16 protein-coding genes are annotated in these 19,062 nt (G+C 68.7%); 9 read left to right on the top strand and 7 right to left on the bottom strand.

Annotated elements, in window-relative coordinates; all coding sequences use genetic code 11:
* Nucleotides 1–136 precede the first annotated feature (136 nt).
* Nucleotides 137–1,180 carry a lipocalin gene (locus tag A9O63_RS12575; RefSeq protein WP_069332245.1) on the bottom strand — a complete coding sequence of 348 codons (1,044 nt, stop codon included), beginning with the start codon at nt 1,178–1,180 and terminating at the stop codon, nt 137–139.
* Entirely contained in the window at nt 1,177–2,052 is an 876-nt protein-coding gene (locus A9O63_RS12570) for a viral aspartic protease (RefSeq protein WP_069332244.1), read from the bottom strand. Before A9O63_RS12570 ends, A9O63_RS12575 begins: the two co-directional genes overlap by 4 nt.
* A gap of 329 nt (nt 2,053–2,381) precedes the next feature.
* Between A9O63_RS12570 and A9O63_RS22165 the strand changes: the two genes are divergently transcribed.
* The gene (locus A9O63_RS22165; protein ID WP_167354622.1) at nt 2,382–3,407 is read left to right on the top strand and encodes a homocysteine S-methyltransferase family protein; all 1,026 of its coding nucleotides are present in this window, start codon (nt 2,382–2,384) and stop codon (nt 3,405–3,407) included.
* A complete protein-coding gene (gene metH / locus A9O63_RS12565; RefSeq protein ID WP_084295856.1) occupies nt 3,404–6,130 on the top strand; it encodes a methionine synthase in 2,727 nt (908 codons plus the stop codon). The genes A9O63_RS22165 and metH overlap by 4 nt, the downstream gene beginning before the upstream one ends.
* A 9-nt stretch (nt 6,131–6,139) precedes the next feature.
* On the opposite strand, the gene A9O63_RS12560 is transcribed toward metH, so the two are convergent.
* On the bottom strand, nt 6,140–7,309 hold the full coding sequence (locus A9O63_RS12560) for an AI-2E family transporter (RefSeq protein WP_069332243.1): 1,170 nt from the start codon (nt 7,307–7,309) through the stop codon (nt 6,140–6,142).
* A gap of 410 nt (nt 7,310–7,719) precedes the next feature.
* Between A9O63_RS12560 and A9O63_RS12555 the strand changes: the two genes are divergently transcribed.
* The gene (locus tag A9O63_RS12555; protein ID WP_069332242.1) at nt 7,720–9,192 is read left to right on the top strand and encodes a GGDEF domain-containing protein; all 1,473 of its coding nucleotides are present in this window, start codon (nt 7,720–7,722) and stop codon (nt 9,190–9,192) included.
* 7 nt (nt 9,193–9,199) lie between these two features.
* Here A9O63_RS12555 and A9O63_RS12550 read toward each other — a convergent pair whose 3' ends face one another.
* Both A9O63_RS12550 and bfr read right to left on the bottom strand, forming a co-directional pair.
* A complete protein-coding gene (locus A9O63_RS12550; RefSeq protein ID WP_069332241.1) occupies nt 9,200–10,306 on the bottom strand; it encodes a glycosyltransferase family 4 protein in 1,107 nt (368 codons plus the stop codon).
* Nucleotides 10,307–10,860: 554 nt separating this feature from the next.
* Nucleotides 10,861–11,358 carry a bacterioferritin gene (bfr, locus tag A9O63_RS12545; protein ID WP_069332240.1) on the bottom strand — a complete coding sequence of 166 codons (498 nt, stop codon included), beginning with the start codon at nt 11,356–11,358 and terminating at the stop codon, nt 10,861–10,863.
* A 506-nt stretch (nt 11,359–11,864) separates the two neighbouring features.
* On the opposite strand from bfr, the gene rarD reads away from it, so the two are divergent.
* Nucleotides 11,865–12,764: an EamA family transporter RarD gene (rarD, locus tag A9O63_RS12540; protein WP_069332239.1), complete on the top strand. Its 900-nt coding sequence runs from the start codon at nt 11,865–11,867 to the stop codon at nt 12,762–12,764.
* Here rarD and A9O63_RS12535 read toward each other — a convergent pair.
* Entirely contained in the window at nt 12,761–13,198 is a 438-nt protein-coding gene (locus A9O63_RS12535; protein WP_069332238.1) for an RrF2 family transcriptional regulator, read from the bottom strand. The two genes, rarD and A9O63_RS12535, sit on opposite strands and share 4 nt — an antisense overlap.
* 175 nt (nt 13,199–13,373) lie before the next feature.
* Complete coding sequence (locus A9O63_RS12530) at nt 13,374–14,087, bottom strand: GntR family transcriptional regulator (RefSeq protein WP_069332237.1); 714 nt, start codon at nt 14,085–14,087, stop codon at nt 13,374–13,376.
* A gap of 211 nt (nt 14,088–14,298) precedes the next feature.
* On the opposite strand from A9O63_RS12530, the gene A9O63_RS12525 reads away from it, so the two are divergent.
* The 5 genes from A9O63_RS12525 to A9O63_RS12505 form a co-directional block, all read left to right on the top strand.
* Nucleotides 14,299–15,276: an ABC transporter ATP-binding protein gene (locus tag A9O63_RS12525; protein WP_069332236.1), complete on the top strand. Its 978-nt coding sequence runs from the start codon at nt 14,299–14,301 to the stop codon at nt 15,274–15,276.
* A gap of 25 nt (nt 15,277–15,301) precedes the next feature.
* Entirely contained in the window at nt 15,302–16,567 is a 1,266-nt protein-coding gene (locus A9O63_RS12520; protein ID WP_069332235.1) for an ABC transporter substrate-binding protein, read from the top strand.
* A gap of 243 nt (nt 16,568–16,810) precedes the next feature.
* The gene (locus tag A9O63_RS12515; protein ID WP_084295854.1) at nt 16,811–17,674 is read left to right on the top strand and encodes an ABC transporter permease; all 864 of its coding nucleotides are present in this window, start codon (nt 16,811–16,813) and stop codon (nt 17,672–17,674) included.
* A 1-nt stretch (nt 17,675) separates the two neighbouring features.
* Complete coding sequence (locus A9O63_RS12510) at nt 17,676–18,512, top strand: ABC transporter permease (RefSeq protein ID WP_069332234.1); 837 nt, start codon at nt 17,676–17,678, stop codon at nt 18,510–18,512.
* Nucleotides 18,513–19,062: aspartate/glutamate racemase family protein (locus tag A9O63_RS12505; protein WP_069332233.1), on the top strand; the 550-nt coding region annotated here is incomplete at its 3' end.

Raw genomic sequence — 19,062 nt, 5'->3', positions numbered from 1 at the left:
CGCCATGCGCCTCCCGTTCCTGGGCGCCGGCATCGCAGGCTGGAGATAGTCCGGCCCGGCCAGATGACCACCCTTTTGTGAGCCGGGCCTCGGGAGGGCTGCCTCTCGGCACTCCCGTGCCGGTGCAAGGCCCGCCTCAGCGCAGGTCGATCTGCCAGGTGAGGTCGAGCCCGATCTGATTGCTGCGGAAGAGGGCGACGGTGGAGTCCGTGCGCTCGTAGCGCACCGTGGCATCGAGGCGGGGCGTGAGCTGGCGGAAGAGCGCGATCCCGGTGGATCGGTCTTCCTGCGCGATCCCGAAGAGCTGGCCGCCCGAGGCTTCGGAATGCCAGAGGGCGATGCCGGTGGCGCCGCCGCCCATGCGCCAGCGGGCCTCGGCAAAGGCGCTGACCCGCTCGACGCTGCGCCCCGGCACCGGGCGGCCGAGGGCCAGTCCCACGCGGGTGGCCAGACCCGACCAGACCGAATGCAGTTCCAGCCCGGCATAGGGCTGGTCGAACTCGGGGCGCCGCCGCTCGCCCAGTTCGAGGCGGACCTCGTGATAGCTGCCGGGCACCGCGAAGAGCTGCGCGAACTGGACCGAGCTTTCGCGCTGCTCGGAATCGCTCAGGCTGCGGCTGCTCTTCGTCCGGCGCAGGCAGAGGTCGAGGAAGCTCCAGCCGGCCAGATGGTTGCGGCTGCAGAGGCCGAGCGACTGGTCGCGCCGCTCGTAGCCGCTCTCGCGGGCCCGCGAGATCGCGCCGTCCGCCTCGGCCTCGAGGAAGCGCCCCAGCCCCCAGGCCAGGCGCGCCTCGCCCTCGATTGCGATTCCCATGGTCGGGCCGGATTTCGCGACATAGGCGGGGTCGACCTCCAGCCAGCCGCCGGCGAAGTCGATCCTCCGCTGGCCCACGCCGCCGTTCAGGTTGGGCGACCAGCCGAGGGTGGGCCGGGCCGTGACCTCGGTCAGGGTCCAGTCCGGCGCAGGGCCCTCATGGAAGAAGCCCTGCGCGATCAGGTCGGACTTGAGGGCCAGGGTGCGGCTCCAGGGGCTGGCCTCGGCGGCGAAGGCACGCCCCTGGGCGAAGATCCTCAGCCGCTCCGAGACCACCAGATCGCCGCTGCGGCCGAGCTCGTAGCTCTGCGCCGCGACCGCGGCCGGCAGGGCGGCGAGGAGCGCGGCCAGCGCCGCAGCCTTCATTTGTCGACGTTGGGATGGCTCCCCCAGAAGATGCCCTGCGACGTCAGGCGCTCGCCGGTGGCGTGATAGACGCCCGAGGTGGTCATCCTCTGGTCGTGCTGCCGCAGGCTCGTCTCGTCGGCACTGATGCTGCCGCGCAGGAAGCCCTGGGCCGAGAGCGTCTCGCCATCCACCCGCGCCGTCTGGGTGATCGCCCCCCCGAACTCGCCGGTCAGGATGTTGAAGGTCAGATTGTCCGCCTTGATCTCGGTCTCGATCTCGGAGGCGCCCTCCTGTCCGGTCCGCAGGTTGATCGCCGCGGTGCCCCGGTCGAAGTCGATGACGAGGTTCTCGAGGTCGCCGCGGCCGGTCCGCACCGCGCCGCCGTCGACGCTCGCATAGACGCGGAAGTCTCCCGTGCCCCGGAAATAGTATTTGCCGCTGCCGATCGCGTTCCCGCTGCTGTCCACATTGTCGAAGGGCGCCTGGTCCGCGGTCAGGCGGAGCACCTTGACGACCTTCTCGCCGCCGCCCGTCAGAGGCGCGACCTCTGCGATGACCTCGACGAAGGTCCTGTCGGGGAAGCTGTTCTCGGCGTCCTTGATGAGACGCGCGTAGCCCGCGGGCGACCCGCCGCCGTCGAAGCCCGCCAGCGCCTCGCGGTCGGCCGGGGTCGAGGCCAGATCGATCCGCGCACGGGTGAAGCGGTTGTGATCGGTCGTGTAGGACTCGATGCCCTCGGTCTTGACCTCGCGCCCGCTGAAGCCCGGCCCGACAGGGGCCGATCCGCCGCCGCCGCCCCCGCCGCAGGCGGCGAGGATCAGGCCTGCGGTCAGCAGGGCAGCGGCCCGCGCCTTCGGCTGGAGAGGAAAGGCGGCGCGCGGTGACGGCATCTGACAGATCTCCCGGTGCCCCGCGCGCAAAAGGGCCGCGGGGAAGATTGCTCGTCTTGGTAAAGTCACGGGCAGGGCGAGGCAAGCCTGCAGCGGCCCCGCGCGCCGGTTCCGCCATGGCAGAAGAGGAGTTGGCTTTCATCCCGCTGGCCCGTGGGGGCAGGGACCGCGGGTGCCGCATTCTCACGGAGAGCGCAGATGTCGGGGCCGCGGTGTCAGGGACGGATCATCATGAAACGTCTTCATGATGATAGTGCGGGATATGAGAGTGATTGATGACCCCCATCCGGCTATGGTCTCCGCTTCCCCTCCTGATCCGACCGGACTCCATGCTGACCTTTTCGCTTCCGCCCTCCCGCGCCGTTCCGGCTCTTGAGGCCCTCGTGCGCCAACGCATCCTGATCCTCGACGGGGCGATGGGCACCCAGATCCAGGCGCTCGGGCTGAGCGAGGAGGATTATGCCGGCTGCGGCTGCCGCCACCATGCCGAACGGCCGCAGAAGGGCAACAACGACCTCCTGATCCTGACCCAGCCGCAGGCCATCGAGGAGATCCACTTCCGCTATGCGATGGCCGGTGCCGACATCGTCGAGACCAACACCTTCTCGGCCACCACCATCGCGCAGGCCGATTACGGGATGGAGGGCGCTGTCGAGGATCTGAACCGCGAGGGGGCGCGCCTCGTGCGGCGCGCGCTCGATCGGGCGACGGCGCTCGACGGGCGGCCGCGCTTCGTGGCGGGCGCGGTGGGGCCCACCAACCGCACCGCCTCGATCAGCCCGGACGTCAACGATCCGGGCTACCGCGCCGTGAGCTTCGACGATCTGCGCGCGGCCTACGGCACGCAGGTGCGGGCGCTGATCGCGGGCGGCGCGGATCTCATCCTGATCGAGACGATCTTCGACACGCTGAATGCGAAGGCCGCGATCTTCGCCTGTTTCGAGGCCTTCGCCGAGGCAGGCCGCCGGCTGCCCCTGATGATCTCGGGCACGATCACCGATGCGTCGGGCCGCACGCTCTCGGGCCAGACGCCGACAGCCTTCTGGCATTCGGTGCGCCATGCGCGGCCCTTCACGGTGGGGCTGAACTGCGCGCTCGGGGCCGCGGCCATGCGGCCCCATCTGGCCGAGCTTGCGGGTGTGGCCGATGCCGCCATCTGCGCCTATCCGAACGCGGGCCTGCCCAACGCCTTCGGCCAGTATGACGAGGGCCCGGACGAGACGGCGGCACAGGTCGCCCGCTTCGCCCGCGAAGGGCTCGTCAATGTCGTGGGCGGCTGCTGCGGCACCACGCCCGACCATGTCCGCGCCATCGCCGACGCGGTGGCCGATCTTGCGCCGAGGACCCTCGCATGACCCGTTACCTCCGTCTCTCGGGCCTCGAGCCCTTCGTCCTCACGCCCGACATCCCCTTCGTCAATGTGGGCGAGCGGACGAACGTCACGGGCTCGGCCCGCTTCCGCAAGCTCATCACCAACCGCGACTATGCGGCCGCGCTCGAGGTCGCGCGCGATCAGGTGCAGAACGGGGCGCAGATCCTCGACGTGAACATGGACGAGGGGCTGATCGACTCGAAGGCCGCCATGGTCGAGTTCCTCAACCTGATCGCCTCCGAACCCGACATCGCGCGGGTGCCGCTGATGATCGACAGCTCGAAATGGGAGGTGATCGAGGCCGGGCTGAAATGCGTGCAGGGCAAGCCCGTGGTCAATTCGATCAGCCTGAAGGAGGGCGAGGAGGCCTTCCGGCGGCAGGCGGGCCTCTGCCTCGCCTACGGGGCCGCGGTCGTGGTCATGGCTTTCGACGAGGAGGGGCAGGCCGACAGTTTCGCGCGCAAGACCGCGATCTCCGCCCGGGCCTACCGGATCCTCGTCGAGGAGGTGGGCTTCCCGCCCGAGGACATCATCTTCGATCCGAACGTCTTCGCCGTGGCCACGGGCATCGAGGAGCACGACAATTACGGGGTCGACTTCATCGAGGCCGCGCGCTGGATCCGGGAGAACCTGCCCCATGCCCATGTCTCGGGCGGCGTGTCGAACCTCTCCTTCAGCTTCCGCGGCAACGAGCCCGTGCGCGAGGCGATGCATGCGGTCTTCCTCTACCATGCGATCCGCGCCGGGATGGACATGGGGATCGTGAATGCGGGCCAGCTTGCCGTCTACGACCAGATCGACCCCGAGCTGCGCGAGGCCTGCGAGGATGTGGTGCTGAACCGCGCGCCGAAGCAGGGCGGCACCGGGACCGAGCGGCTGCTGGCGGTGGCCGAGCGGTTCCGGGGCGGTGTGCGCGAGGAGAAGGCGCGCGATCTGGCCTGGCGCGCTTGGCCGGTCGAGAAGCGGCTCGAACATGCGCTGGTCAATGGCATCACCGAATTCATCGAGGCGGATACCGAAGAGGCCCGGCAGGCGGCCGAGCGGCCGCTCCATGTGATCGAGGGCCCGCTGATGGCGGGGATGAACGTGGTGGGCGACCTCTTCGGCGCGGGCAAGATGTTCCTGCCGCAGGTGGTGAAATCGGCCCGGGTGATGAAGCAGGCCGTGGCCGTGCTCCTGCCCTACATGGAGGAGGAGAAGCGCCTCGGCGGCGGCGAGGGCCGCGAGGCCGCGGGCAAGGTGCTGATGGCCACGGTGAAGGGCGATGTGCATGACATCGGCAAGAACATCGTGGGCGTGGTTCTGGCCTGCAACAATTACGAGATCATCGATCTGGGCGTGATGGTGCCGCCGGCGAAGATCCTCGAGGTGGCGCGGGCCGAGAAGGTGGATGCGATCGGCCTCTCGGGCCTCATCACGCCCTCGCTCGACGAGATGGTGACGGTGGCGGCCGAGATGGAGCGCGAAGGCTTCGACATCCCGCTGCTGATCGGCGGGGCCACCACCTCGAAGGTCCATACGGCGGTGAAGATCGCGCCCTCCTACCGCAAGGGCCCCGCGGTCTATGTCACCGATGCGAGCCGGGCGGTGGGGGTGGTGGGCCAGCTCCTCAGCGCCGAGCGCAGGGGCAGCTATGTCGAGGGGCTGCGCGCCGACTATGCCGAGGTGGCCGAGCGCCACGCCCGGTCGGAACGCGCCAAGCAGCGCCTGCCGCTGGCGGCGGCGCGCGCCAATGCGCTGAAGCTCGACTGGGCCGCGCACCGGCCGGTGCGGCCGGGCTTCACCGGCAGCCGGATCATCGACGGATGGGATCTGGCCGAGATCGCGCGCTACATCGACTGGACGATGTTCTTCCAGACCTGGGAGTTGAAGGGGGTCTATCCGCGCATCCTCGAGGATGCGGCGCAGGGCGAGGCCGCCCGCGCGCTCTTTGCCGATGCGCAGGAGATGCTCGCGCGCATCGTGGCGGAACGCTGGTTCACGCCGCGCGCGGTGGTGGGCTTCTGGCCCGCCAATGCAGTGGGCGACGATATCCGCCTCTATGCCGACGAGGCGCGGCAGGTCGAGCTTGCCACCTTCTTCACGCTCCGCCAGCAGGTCACGAAGCGCGAAGGACGGCCCAATCTGGCGCTGTCGGATTTCGTGGCGCCCGAGGGGGCGGGGGCCGATTGGGTCGGTGGCTTCGTCGTGACGGCCGGCCCCGAAGAGGCTTCCATCGCCGAGCGGTTCGACCGGGCGAACGACAACTATTCGGCCATCATGGTCAAGGCGCTGGCCGACCGCTTCGCCGAGGCCATGGCCGAGAGGCTGCACGAGAGGGTGCGCCGCGAGCTCTGGGGCTATGCCCCCGATGAATCCTTCACGCCCGACCAGCTCCATGCCGAACCCTACCGCGGCATCCGGCCCGCGCCGGGCTATCCGGCCCAGCCCGACCATACCGAGAAGGTCACGCTCTTCCGCCTGCTCGACGCGACCGCGGCCACGGGGGTGGAACTGACCGAGAGCATGGCCATGTGGCCGGGCTCGTCGGTCTCGGGCCTCTATATCGGCCATCCCGACGCCTATTACTTCGGCCTCGCGCGGGTCGAGCGCGATCAGGCCGAGGATTATGCCCGTCGCAAGGGCATGGAACTGGCCGAGGTCGAGCGCTGGCTCGCCCCGGTCATGGCGGGCCGGGTCGACACACCCTCTTCGCGGGCCGCCTGAGGGGCGGGCTCACAGGCCCCCCCGCCGCGACGCCACTGTCTCGGGCCCAGGCTCGGGGTCGGCCCGGGACGGGGCGGCCGGGCGTTCGGGATGCATGGGCGCGGCCAGCCCCTCGCGCGACAGGAGCACCGCGATGGGCCGCAGCGCCTCGGTCTCGGCGCAGACGATCATCAGCCCGACCATGATCGGCACCGAGAGGAACATCCCCGGGATGCCCCAGATCGCGCCCCAGAAGGCAAGGCTGATGATGATCCCGAAGGACGAGAGCTGCAGCGCGCGGCCCATCAGCATCGGGTCGAGGATGTTGCCGCAGATGAACTGGATCACCCCCACCAGCGCCAGAACCGAGAGCGCCGTGCCCACATCGACCGTCTGCACGAACGTGACCAGCACCATGAGAAGCGTGGCCACGATCGAGCCGAGGCTCGGGATGAAATTCAGGATGAAGGTGAGCATCCCCAGAGGCGCCGCAAGATCCAGCCCGAAGGCCAGCGCCACGCCCCAGACGAGAAGGCCGGTGATCGCCGAGACCAGCGTCTTGACCAGCAGGTAGCGGTTCACCCGGTGCATGATCGAGCTCACGATCTCCTCGACCCGGCGGGCGCGGTCGGGGTTGCCGAACAGATTGAGAAGCTTGACGGGGAACCAGACCCGCTCGGCGAAGAGGAAGCCCACGAAGAGGATGACAAGCACCGTGGCCTGCATCAGCGTGCCTGCCTGAGCGGCGAGGGTGCGCAGATAGCCCGAGATCTCGACGGCCCGAAGCGAGGAGAGCACCGCCTCCTCGGCGTCCTTGCCGAGCCAGGAGAAGATCGCGGCCACGGCGGCCGGGGCCTGCTCGCTGTAGCTGAGCGCGGTCAGCAGCACCGTATTGACCTGCGAGACGATCACCGCGGCCAGCGACAGGAGCACGGTGGCCAGAAGGAGCAGCGCGAGGCTGCTGGCCAGCCAGTTCGGGATCTTGACCGGCCCGAAGCGGACGCGCGCGACGAGGGCGATGGCGTCCGAGGTCAGGCTGAAGAGGATCACCGAGACGGCGAGCGAGATCAGGATGAACTGCGCCTGCACGAGCAGGGCCAGCACGACCGCGAAGGCGATGATGACGAGAGCCCCGGTCTGGACGCGCGCCGCGAACGAGCGGTCCTTGGACGGGATGGGCGGGGGATGGGGATCGGGCATGGAAGGTCCGTAAGAGGGATGCAGGGCTACAATGGCGGGCCGGTGCCTGCGCGGCAACCGCCGATGGCGCCGACGCAGGGCTGCCGCGCGGGGCTGTCGCAGCCCGGGGACGTGCCGTTTCCTCTCCGGGGCGTCGACGGGGCGGCAGGCGCGGGCTCCTCGCCACCGCGGGCGAGGCTCTGGACCCGGGGGCCTTCGGCGCGATCGGGGCGCTCGCGCGCATCGCGGCGGGCCGCTTCTTCCGGCGCCGGTAAAGCTTGCAGATGGTGAAGAACACGTCGCTTTCCGCAGGCGACACCCGGGTCCGCGCGCTCGGCCGCGCAGGGAGCGAGGTTCCATTTGCGGGCTCTCCTCGGTCCCATGTATGAGTCGCCCTTGTCGGTTCAAGAATCCCTCAAGAGGCGCATGGCATGACCGCTACGACGAGGCCGATCGAAGAGGCTGCCTTCGATCTTGCCCCGATCTCGATGTGGATCGAGGATTTCAGCGGCGTCCGTGCCCTGTTCGACCAATGGCGCGCCGAGGGCGTGACCGATATCCGCGCCTTCCTCGAGGCCGACCTGTCGCGCGTCGCCGCCTGTTCGCGCAGCATCCGGGTTCTCAAGGTGAATGCCCGCACGCTCGCCCTCTACGAGGCGCGCGATCTCGAGCATCTGACGGAGAACCTCGAACGGGTCTTCCGCGACGACATGCTCCAGAGCCATGTGAACGAGCTGTCGCAGCTCTGGGCAGGCGAGCAGACCTTCTCCAGCCTCGCGGTCAACTACACGCTGGGCGGGCGCAGGCTCGACATCCAGTTGCGCGGCGCGGTGCTGCCCGGATCCGAGGAGAGCCTCGAGCGGATCCTTTTGACCTGCGAGGATGTGACCGCCCGCGAAGAGGCGCGCAGGCTCGAACGCGCCAGCCGGCGCTACGCCGAGGGCATCTTCGAACATTCGCCGACCTCGCTCTGGGTCGAGGATTTCAGCCAGATCCGCCAGCTTCTCGAAAACCTGCGCGCGCGCGGCATCGTGGATCTGCGGGTCTTCACCGACGTCCACCCCGAGTTCGTCCGGCAATGCATGGGCGAGATCCGGGTGATCGACGTGAACCAGGCGACGCTCGACATGTTCTGCGCCCCCGACAAGCGCACGCTTCTCAGCCATCTGAGCGACATCTTCCGCGACAGCATGGAGCCGCACTTCCGCGAGCAGCTGATCGAGCTCTGGAACCACCACTATTATCACAGCCGCGAGGTGGTGAATTACGCGCTCGACGGGACCGAGCGGGCTGTCATCATGCATTTCGCCGTGCTGCCCGGGCACGAGCACGACTGGTCGCTGGTTCAGGTGGCGCTGACCGACATCACGGCCCGCAAGAAGGCCGAGGCCTATCTCGCCTATCTCGGCAAGCACGATGTTCTCACGGGGGTGAGCAACCGCGCCTTCTACATCGACGAGCTGAACCGGCTCGAGAGGCAGGGCGTGCGGCCGGTCTCCATCGTGATGCTGGATCTGAACGGGCTCAAGGAAGTGAACGACGCGCTCGGCCACGACGCGGGCGACCAGCTGCTCCGGCGGCTGGGCGAGGTGCTGAAGGAGGCGGCGGCCGAGACGAACCATCCCGCGCGCATCGGCGGCGACGAATTTGCGGTGGTCATGCCGCGGTCGAGCGAGGCTATGGCGCAAGCGATGGTCGACACGATCAAGCGGCTTCTCACGGTGAACAACCGCTTCCATTTCACGGCGCCGCTCTCGGTCTCGATCGGCCATGCGACGAGCAGGCCGAACGAGACGATCGAGGCCACGATCAAGCGGGCGGACCGGCACATGTATGAGCAGAAGCGCAAGTTCTACGCCGAGGCCGACCAGCGCGGGGCGCCGGCCAACCGGACGGCAAGCTAGGGGCGCCTCAGCCGCCCCGGGGCCGCCGGACCCAGTGGCCCGGCCCCTGCGCCTGTGCAGGCGGGCGGCTCACCTCCGTCAGAAGCCGCACGAGATCGGCGGTGTAGCTCTCCATCCCGTAGCGCTCCTCCATCAGATGCCGCGCCGCGCGGCCCAGCCGCGCGCGGAGGTCGGCATCCTCGAGGAGGCGCAGGATCGCCGAGCGCAGCGCCGGCGCATCGCCGGGCGGCACGAGCAGGCAGGTCTCGCCGTCGCGGAAGAAATCGGCCGGAGCCTCGGTGCGGGTCACGATCAGCGGCTTGCCCATGGCCATGGCCTCCATCGCCACCGCATAGCCGCTGGCATGGACCACATCCTGCAGCGGCAGCACCACCATGGCGGCGGCGGCATAGAGCGCGCGCAGCCCCGGCATCGAGCCCGCGCTGCCCATCGTGCAGGTCTCGGGCACGGCGAGCTTCGTGGCCTCGCCGATCCAGCTCGAGCCCGAGGCGATGCGGAAGCGCGCCGGCACGTCCTTCATCACGGCGATCAGCGTGGGATAATCGCGCTGTGCGGCGCCCGCGCTCAGGATCATCGGCGGATCGGCCTCGGGGGCGGGCTCGGGGGCGAAGAAGCGGGTGTCGATCGGCACGCAGAGCGTGTGGCAGCGGCTGGCCGGAATGCCGAATTCGGAGATCAGCCGCGCCCGGATCGACTCGGACAGCGGCAGGAAGCGGGTGCCCGGATCGTGGCGCGCCGCCAGCGCCCAGAGCCGGAACTTGCGGTTGGCGAGGTAGTGGCCGTGCACCCCCACGAGCAGCGGGGTCCGCTTGCCGCGGAGCCGAAGGGCCAGCGCCACCGGCACGCCAATGTCCTCGGCCACGCAGAAGATCGCGTCGAACCGGTCGGCCGCTTCGGCCACGGCTTCGGCCGGGGCGAAGCGGTCGCCCAGCGTGCGGCGGAGGAAAGCCCGGCCCTCGGGCACGGAATCCCGGGTGAAGACCGTGGCGCCCAGGCTCTCGAGATGGGTGAAGTCGAGCCGGGGATTCTCGCCCCGGTCGATCCGGGTCTGCGTGTCCGCTGGGACGGAGCCGCTGACGACGACGGCAAGGCGGGAAAGTTCCGATTTGGTCATGCCTGAAAGAACCCTTGGGGCAGGGTCATCCGGCGGCACGCGTCAGGGCGGCGGTGGAGGCACGCACCCCGGATCCGACGCTCGGGGCGAAACGTCCCGCGGGCCGGCTAGGTCGTCAGTCTCCCTCGTGCCGTCCCGCGCGTCCGCGGTCCTGCGATACGCTTGGGACAGTGCTCCCGCGGCCGCGCTTCGGCAAGCGACGCGAGGAGGGAGTGGCCGAAAGGGATAGGACGCCGCGGGTCGGGACGAAGCAGATGCCTGCTTTTCGGGCAGCAGATGCCTCGGGGCGCGCGGAAACGCCGCGTGGGGCTCCGTGACAGGGGATCGGGTCCGGAGGAGTGGGAGTCTCGGCCGCGCGGCCTACCCAGTGCCCCGGGGTGCCTTTACCGGCGCCTGACCGTTTCGAGGCAAGGCCCGGCCGTGCCATCGGATCGCCGCCGCGAGGGCGGGCCGAGACCCTGGTCCGGCCCTGCGATCTCGGCCCCGCGGCGCCGGATGGTCCGGCGGCGGGGGCTTCCGGCCGCCGCGTCTCTCCTGCGGCGGCCGGCCGTCTGTCAGTGGTCGCCGCTCTCGGCCTTGTCGGCCGATTTCGCGTTGAGCATCCCGTAATTCTGGACACCGATGCTCTCCATCAGCTCGAGCTGCGTCTCGAGGAAGTCGATGTGCCCCTCTTCGTCCGCGATCAGCGACTCGAACAGGTCCTTCGAGACATAGTCGCGCACGCTCTCACAATGGTCGCGCGCCTCGATATAGAGGGTGCGCGCGTCATGCTCGGCGGCGAGGTCGGCTTCGAGCGTCTCCTTGAGGGTCTGGCCGATCCGCAGCGGGTCGAGCGCCTGCAGGTTCGGATGCCCTTCGAGGAAGATGATCCGGGCGATCAGCCGGTCGGCGTGGTGCATCTCCTCGATGCTCTCGGCGCGGGACTTGTCGGCGATCGCGCCGAAGCCCCAGTCCTCCTGCAGGCGGTAGTGCAGCCAGTACTGGCTGACGGCTGTCAACTCCGACCGCAGCGCCTTGTTGAGATAGTCGATAACCTTCTCGTCGCCCTTCATGTCCGTCCTTTCCTGTCGCCTTCGACCAGCCCCGCACCCCTGCCCATGCCCGGAGGGGCAGGCGGCAGGAGCCGGGCCGGCGCGGCGGGCGGCTGCCCGCCCGTGATACGTTCGGCGGGGGCCCCGGGGCCCGTCCGCATGTCCTGTCAGCGGCGGAGGGCACCTGCGCCCGTTCCCCGGAACGGCCCGGCCGTCGCCCCGCCCCTGACCCGTCGGCGCCAGCCGAGTCGCAGGCGCCGCGGATCATGATGGGCGGCGGTGCGAGGGAATGCAATATTTTCCATGAAAATCATATGATTGACGTTTTCAGTCGGCTTTGGGCCGTGCGACGGGTGCCCGCGCCTCCCGCACGGGGCGCCGAGACGGGCCGCGCAGGCCCATAGCGCTCCTGCGGCGCGCGGACGCGCGGCGATCCATCACCAAACGCGATGGGAGACCGCACGAGAAGGGATTGGCGCCCGGCCGCGGGCTCCTGTAAGGCGGACGGATTCTCCGAGGATGATCCGATGGCCGATGCAACCCTTCCCCGCAACGAAGACAGCCCGCGCGGCATGGCCTTTGCCCTGTCGGCCTATCTGATCTGGGGCTTCCTGCCGGTCTACATGAAGGCGCTGTCCCATATCCCCGCCTACGAGGTGGTGGCGCACCGGGTGATCTGGTCGGTGCCGGTGGCGCTTGCCGTCCTTGTCGCGCTCGGGCGGACGCAGGATCTGCGCGCGGCGCTGCGCTCGCCGCGGATGCTCCTGATGGCGGCGGCGACGGCCGCGCTCATCTCGGTCAACTGGGGGATCTATGTCTGGGCCATCGGCGCGGGGCACGCGCTCGACACGGCGCTCGGCTATTACATCAACCCGCTCTTCAGCGTCTTTCTCGGCGCGGTGCTGCTGGGCGAGCGGCTGAACCGGCTGCAGCTGGTGGCGATCGTGCTTGCGGTGGCGGCGGTCATCGTGCTGACCGTCGAGGCGGGGCGGCTGCCCATCGTGGCCATCTCGCTGATGCTGACCTGGGGCTGCTACGCTTACCTCAAGAAGTCGCTGCCGCTCGGGCCGAACCAGGGGTTCCTGCTCGAGGTGCTGCTTCTGCTTCCGCCGGCGCTCGGCGTGCTGATCTGGGTGGAAGGGTCGGGGCAGGGGCATTTCCTGCACGGAAGCCTCGCCGATCAGGCGCTTCTCCTCGGCACGGGCGTCGTCACGGCGGTGCCGCTGATGCTCTACGCCAACGGCGCGAAGCTCCTGAAGCTCTCGACCATCGGCTTCCTGCAATATGTGGCGCCGACCCTGATCTTCCTGACGGCGGTCTTCGTCTTCGGCGAGCCCTTCGGCCGGGCCGAGGCCATTGCCTTCCCGATGATCTGGGTGGCGCTGGTGATCTTCACGGTGGCGCTGGTGCGCGCCCCCCGGCGCTAGGCCTCGAGCGGTTCCTCGAGCCCGAACTGGGTCGGCGCCATCATCACGTCGGCGATGGTGAATTCGTCGAGCGTGTCCATGAAGGACGAGACCGCCTTGGCGAGAATCGGCGGCAGGCGGCAGGGGCGGCTGATGCAGCAGGCGTTGCCCTGCTGGAAACATTCGACCAGCGCGAAATCGGTCTCGGTGGCGCGCAGCACCTCGCCCAGCCGGATCTCGCTTGCCGGGCGGGCGAGGCGGAAGCCGCCGGTGCGCCCGCGCGTGCCCTGCAGGAAGCCTGCATGGATGAGGTTCATCACCACCTTCTTCAGGTGCCCCTGCGAGATGCCGTAGATCGAGGCGGTCTCGCCGATGGTCACAAGCCGGCCGTCCTCGATGCTCGCCGCATAGAGCAGGACGCGCAGGGCATAGTCGCTGAACTTGGTCAATCGCATCTTGCACTCCGGGGGAAACTGGATGCCCCTTTTGGGCAGGCAAGCCGGAAACGTCCTTGATCGCAATCAAAAAACGGAATGAGTGAGGAGGCGGGCGCATGTGCCGCAGGGCGGCACAGGACGGGCACATGTGCCGCAGGGCGGCACGGGGCGGGCGCATGTGCCGCAGGGCGGGTCAGATCCGGTCGAGCGCTTCGCGGAGCGACCGGGCGGGCGGCGCGGGATTGCGCAGGTCGAGCGATGAGACGAGATCCAGGAGGTGGCCCTTCATCATCTCCTCGGCGCGGGCCCCGTCTCCGTCGGCCAGCGCCCGCAGGAGCGCGTGATGGGCATGGCTCTCGCAGAGCGCGGTGCGGCGCTGCCAGTAGAGCGCGATGATGAGCGAGGAGCGGGCGACGAGCTGGGCCACGAAGTCGCGGATCGTGTCCTGATCGGCGATGACCGCGACCTCGATGTGGAACTGGCCCGAGAGGCGCAGCGCGCGCCCCGGATCGCCCGCGTCGAGCGCGGCATGTTCCTCGTCGATATGACGCTGCAGCCGGGCGATGTCGGCCGCCGTTGCCCGCGCCGCGGCCGAGCGCGCGGTGCGCGGCTCGAGCAGGTTGCGGGCCTCGAACACCTCGCGCGCCTCGCGCACCGAGGGCTGGGCCACGAAGGCACCGCGGTTGCGCCGGAGCGTCACCAGCCGCTCGTGCGAGAGCTGCTGGAGCGCCGCACGCACCAGCGTCCGGCTCACCCCGAAGATCTCGCCCAGCTCGTCTTCCGCGAGTTTCGTGCCCGGCTGGATCCGGTGCTCGTGGATCGCCAGCGCAAGGCGGCCCGCCACCGTGTCGTTGCCCCCGCCCGAAAGCGCCGCCGCGTCCTCTGTCATGCTGCCTCGCATCTCCATGGCCCAGTCCTTGCCCCGGGCCGCGCCGAGAGCAAGAGGCGCGCCGCGATAGGACAGGCATGTATACAATCCTGCATCGGATCATGTCGCCACCCGGTGCGGATCGCCTGAATTTTGGGCAGGCGCAGTTTCCCGCCTCCCGCGGCGCGGCGCGGGATTGCCGCAAGCAAGCCGGCCGCGTCAGCCTCGGGACAGCAGCGACGGGGATGCCATGCGGACCGGACACGATCTCGAACTCGTGCATGTGACGAAGCGCTACGGCGGCTCGGCCGTCGCGGTTGCGGATGTGAGCCACCTTTTCGTGGGGGGCAGTTACGTCTGCCTCCTCGGGCCTTCGGGCTGCGGCAAGTCCTCGACCCTGCGCATGATCGCGGGCCACGAGACGGTGACCGAGGGTTCGATCCTCCTGTCGGGCAAGGATGTGACGCGGCTGCCGCCGGCACGGCGCGGCACGGCGATGATGTTTCAGAGCTACGCGCTCTTTCCGCATCTGTCGGTGACGGACAATGTGGCCTTCTCGCTGAAGATGAAGGGGGTGGAGGCCGCCCAGCGCCGGGCGAAGGCGGCCGAGATGCTCGAGCTCGTCGACATGGGCCGCTATGCCGACCGGCTGCCCGCGCAGCTCTCGGGCGGCCAGCAGCAGCGCGTGGCGCTGGCGCGCGCGCTCATCACCGGGCCGCAGGTGCTGCTTCTCGACGAGCCGCTGTCGGCGCTGGATCCGTTCCTCCGCATCCGGATGCGCGCCGAGCTGAAGCGACTTCAGCGCGAGCTCGGGATCTCCTTCATCCATGTCACCCACGGGCAGGACGAGGCGCTGGCTCTGGCCGACGAGATCGTGGTGATGAACAATGCGAAGATCGAGCAGGCGGGCCCCGCGCGCGAGGTCTTCAACGCGCCCCGCACCGAGTTCGTCGCCCGCTTCATGGGCGGGCACAATGTGGTGGCGCTGCCGCAGGGCCGCTTCGCGCTGCGCTGCGACGAGATCCGTCTCGACCCGGCCGGGCAGGAGGCCGTGGTGCAGGCGGTGGAATATCAGGGGGCGCATGTGGCGCTGACCCTGCGGGCCGCCGGAGATCAGGAGCTCGTGGCCCTGATCCCCGAGGCGACCTTCTTCGAGCAACCGAAAAACCCCGGCGAGTCCGTGCACCTCGCCTGGGACGAGGGGCGGATGCACCGCCTCCAGGCCTGATCCAGTCCAACAGAGGGATGATCCCATGAAGAAGAACCATTACAGCCGCCGGACGCTGCTCAAGGGCGCGGCGGCCGCGGGCCTGGCCTCGGCCTTCCCCGCGCCGATGATCTGGGCGCAGGACATCAAGGACATCACGCTGCGCCAGTTCGGCACCGGCGTGTCGAACCTCAACGAGGTGGCGCAGAAGGTGAAGGAGGATCTGGGCTTCACCCTCACCATGACCGCGCTCGACAGCGACGCGGTGACCCAGCGCGCCGCGACCCAGCCCGACAGTTTCGACATCGCCGACATCGAATACTGGATCTGCAAGAAGGTCTGGCCGACCGGCAACCTGCAGGCGATGGATACGTCGAAGATCAAGAATTACGACAAGATCGTGGGCATCTTCCGCTCGGGCAAGCTCACGCCCGAAAGCACCGTCGCCCAAGGCACCGCGCCGCATACCGTGGGCTTCACCTCCGGCCCCGGCGGCAAGGATTTCGTGCAGGAAGAGTCGGGCTGGATGACGCTCATCCCCACGATCTACAACGCCGATACGCTGGGCATCCGCCCCGACCTGATCGGCCGCCCGATCGAAAGCTGGACCGAGCTTCTGAACCCCGAGTTCAAGGGCAAGGCCTCGATCCTCGACATCTCCTCGATCGGCATCATGGATGCGGCCATGGTCTGCGAGGCCATGGGCGAGATCACCTACGGCGACAAGGGCAACATGACCCGCGGGGAGATCGACAGGACCATGGCGATCTTCACCGAGGCCAAGAAGGCGGGCCAGTTCCGCGCCTTCTGGAAGACCTTCGACGAGAGCGTGAACCTGATGGCCTCGGGCGAGGTGGTGATCCAGTCCATGTGGTCGCCGGCCATCACGGCGGTGAAGTCGCGCGGCATTCCCTGCGTCTACCAGCCGCTCAAGGAGGGCTATCGCTCGTGGGGCGGCGGCATCGGCCTGTCGGCGCGGCTCGACGGGCTCGCGCTGGAGGCGGCCTACGAATATATCAACTGGTATCTCTCGGGCTGGGTCGGCGGCTTCCTCATGCGGCAGGGCTACTATTCCGCCGTGCCGGAGACCTCGAAAGAGTTCATGTCCGAGAACGAATGGGGCTACTGGTTCGAGGGCAAGCCCGCCGCCGACACGATCACCAACCCGCAGGGTCAGGCCATGGCGCAGGCGGGCGAGGTGCGCGACGGCGGCTCGTTCGAGGAGCGCATGGGCCGCGTCGCCTGCTGGAACTCGGTGATGGACGAGAACCAGTACATGGTCCGCAAGTGGAACGAGTTCATCGCGGCCTGATCCGGGCCAGGCTCGGGCGATGTGCCGCCCGAGCCTGAATCGGTGCGACTGTGGCGCTTCACGTCATGCATGAAGATAGTGTCACAAATAGCTGAACCATAAGGGTCTTGGCTGTGATCCTGCCGGCAGAGATCATCCGTCAGCGGGTGTGAGCCCGCCTGTATCGGCCGCGCAGGTTTCGCCGGGCCACCGGCCCTTGGCCTTTCCCATGAGGGGAAGGGCCGCCCGCCTCCCGGAGGAAAGATGGAGCGCATTCTGAAATCGCCGAACGTGACGGGCTGGCTTCTGGCCGCGCCGCTGACGCTGGTGCTGGCGGCCTTCCTCGTCCTGCCGATCGTGATGATCGTGATCGTGAGCTTCTGGACGGCCACCGATTTCTCGATCGTCCCGGCCTTCTCCTGGGAGAATTACGCGTTCCTGTTCGGCTCGGAGGTCACCTATCGGGTGTTCCTCAACACCTTCAAATATGCCGCGATCACCTGGGCGGTGACGCTGGTGCTGGGCTTCACCGTGGCCTATTTCCTCGCCTTCCATGTCCGCAGCCAGACATGGCAGACGGCGCTGTTCCTGCTCTGCACCATCCCTTTCTGGACCTCGAACATCATCCGCATGATCTCGTGGATCCCGTTTCTCGGCCGCAACGGCATCGCCAATTCGACCCTGATCTCCTTGGGGGTGATCGACGAGCCGCTGGAGTGGCTGCTCTTCTCGGACTTCTCGGTGATCCTGGCCTTCGTCCATCTCTACACGCTCTTCATGGTGGTGCCGATCTTCAACACCATGATGCGGATCGATCGGAGCCTCCTCGAGGCCGCGAGCGACGCCGGGGCCTCGGGCTTTCAGACGCTCTGGAACGTGATCCTGCCCCTGACGAGGCCCGGCATCATGATCGGCTCGATCTTCGTCATCACCCTCGTGATGGGCGACTTCATCACCGTGCGCTTCATGTCGGGCTCGCAGGCGGCGAATGTGGGCCGGCTGATCTCGAACGATATCGCGCTGCTGCAATATCCCTCGGCCTCGGCCACGGCGGTGGTGCTGCTCGCGACCGTCCTTCTCACCATCGGCATCCTGCTGCGCCTCGTCGACATCCGGAAGGAGCTCTGAGATGGAGCCGCGTCCGCGCTCGTTCTACATCCTCGCCGCCGTCTTCGGCCTGTTCCTCCTGTTCCTCTACGGGCCCACGATCACCATCGCGATCCTCTCGTTCCAGGGCCCCGAGGGCGGGCTCACCTTTCCCATGCGCGGCGTCTCGCTGCACTGGTTCCGCGATCTCTTCCAGGAGCAGGCGGTGGGCGACATCTGGGGCGCCTTCGGCCGCTCGCTCGTGCTGGGTCTTCTCGTGATGGCCACGACCGTCACTGTCTCGGTGATGGGGGGGCTGGCCTTCCGCAAGAGGTTCGCAGGCTCGGCCCTCCTGTTCCAGCTCGTGGTGGCGAGCCTCGTGATCCCCTCGATCCTCGTCTCGCTCGGGGTGGGGCTCATCTTCTCGCAGGCGGGCCTGCCGGTGCATTGGGCCAGCTCGGGCTTCGGCGCGCAGCTCACCTGGACGCTGCCCTTCGGCCTTCTCATCATGTTCGCCGTCTTCAACCGCTTCAATCCCGCCTACGAAGAGGCTGCGCGCGATCAGGGGGCCAGCGCCTGGCAGACGATCCGCCATGTGGTGCTGCCGATCATCGCGCCCTCGCTGATCGGGGTGGCCCTGTTCGGCTTCACGCTCTCCTACGACGAGTTCGCCCGGACGCTGCTGACCGCGGGCAGCCACAACACGCTGCCGCTCGAGATCTACGGCATGACCACCAATGTCACGACGCCGGTGATCTTCGCGCTCGGCACGCTGACCACGGTCTTCTCCTTCGCGGTGATCGGGCTGTTCCTCGTCACGGTCTGGGCGCTCGGGCGCAGGCGGGCGCGGGCCGGATCGGACGCGGGCAAGGGGGTTTGAGTGCGGCTTCTCTACATCAATCCCAATTCCAGCGCCACGATGACCGAGGCCGTGGTCGAGGCCGCGCGGGCGGCTGCCCCGGGGCACGAGATCCTGGGCTGGACCAACGACGAAGGTCCGCCCGCGATCCAGGGCCCCGAGGACGGCGCGGCGGCGGTGGCGGGGATCCTGCGGCTTCTGCCCGAGGCCCGCGCCGCAGGCGCCGAGGCCATCGTGCTGGCCTGTTTCGACGACACCGGGCTTGCGGAGGTGCGCGCCGCGGCCTCGTGCCCGGTCCTCGGGATCGGGCAGGCGGCCTTCCATCTGGCGGCCCTTCTGGGCCATCGCTTCTCGGTCGTGACGACCCTGCCCGTGTCGGTGCCGGTGATCGAGGAGAACCTGCGCGGCTACGGGCTCATGGGGCAGTGCGGGCGGGTCCGTGCCTCAGGCCTCGCGGTGCTCGAGGTCGAGGCGGCGGCGCCCCCGACGCTCGCGCGGCTTGCCGCCGAGATCGCGGTCGCCGAGGCCGAGGACGGGGTGACGGCGGCGGTGCTGGGCTGCGCAGGCATGG

The organism is Cereibacter johrii (genome assembly GCF_001720585.1).
GTDB classification, from domain to species: domain Bacteria; phylum Pseudomonadota; class Alphaproteobacteria; order Rhodobacterales; family Rhodobacteraceae; genus Cereibacter_A; species Cereibacter_A johrii.
Note: the sequence above shows the minus strand (reverse complement) of the source record. Positions and strands in the feature narration are given on the sequence as shown.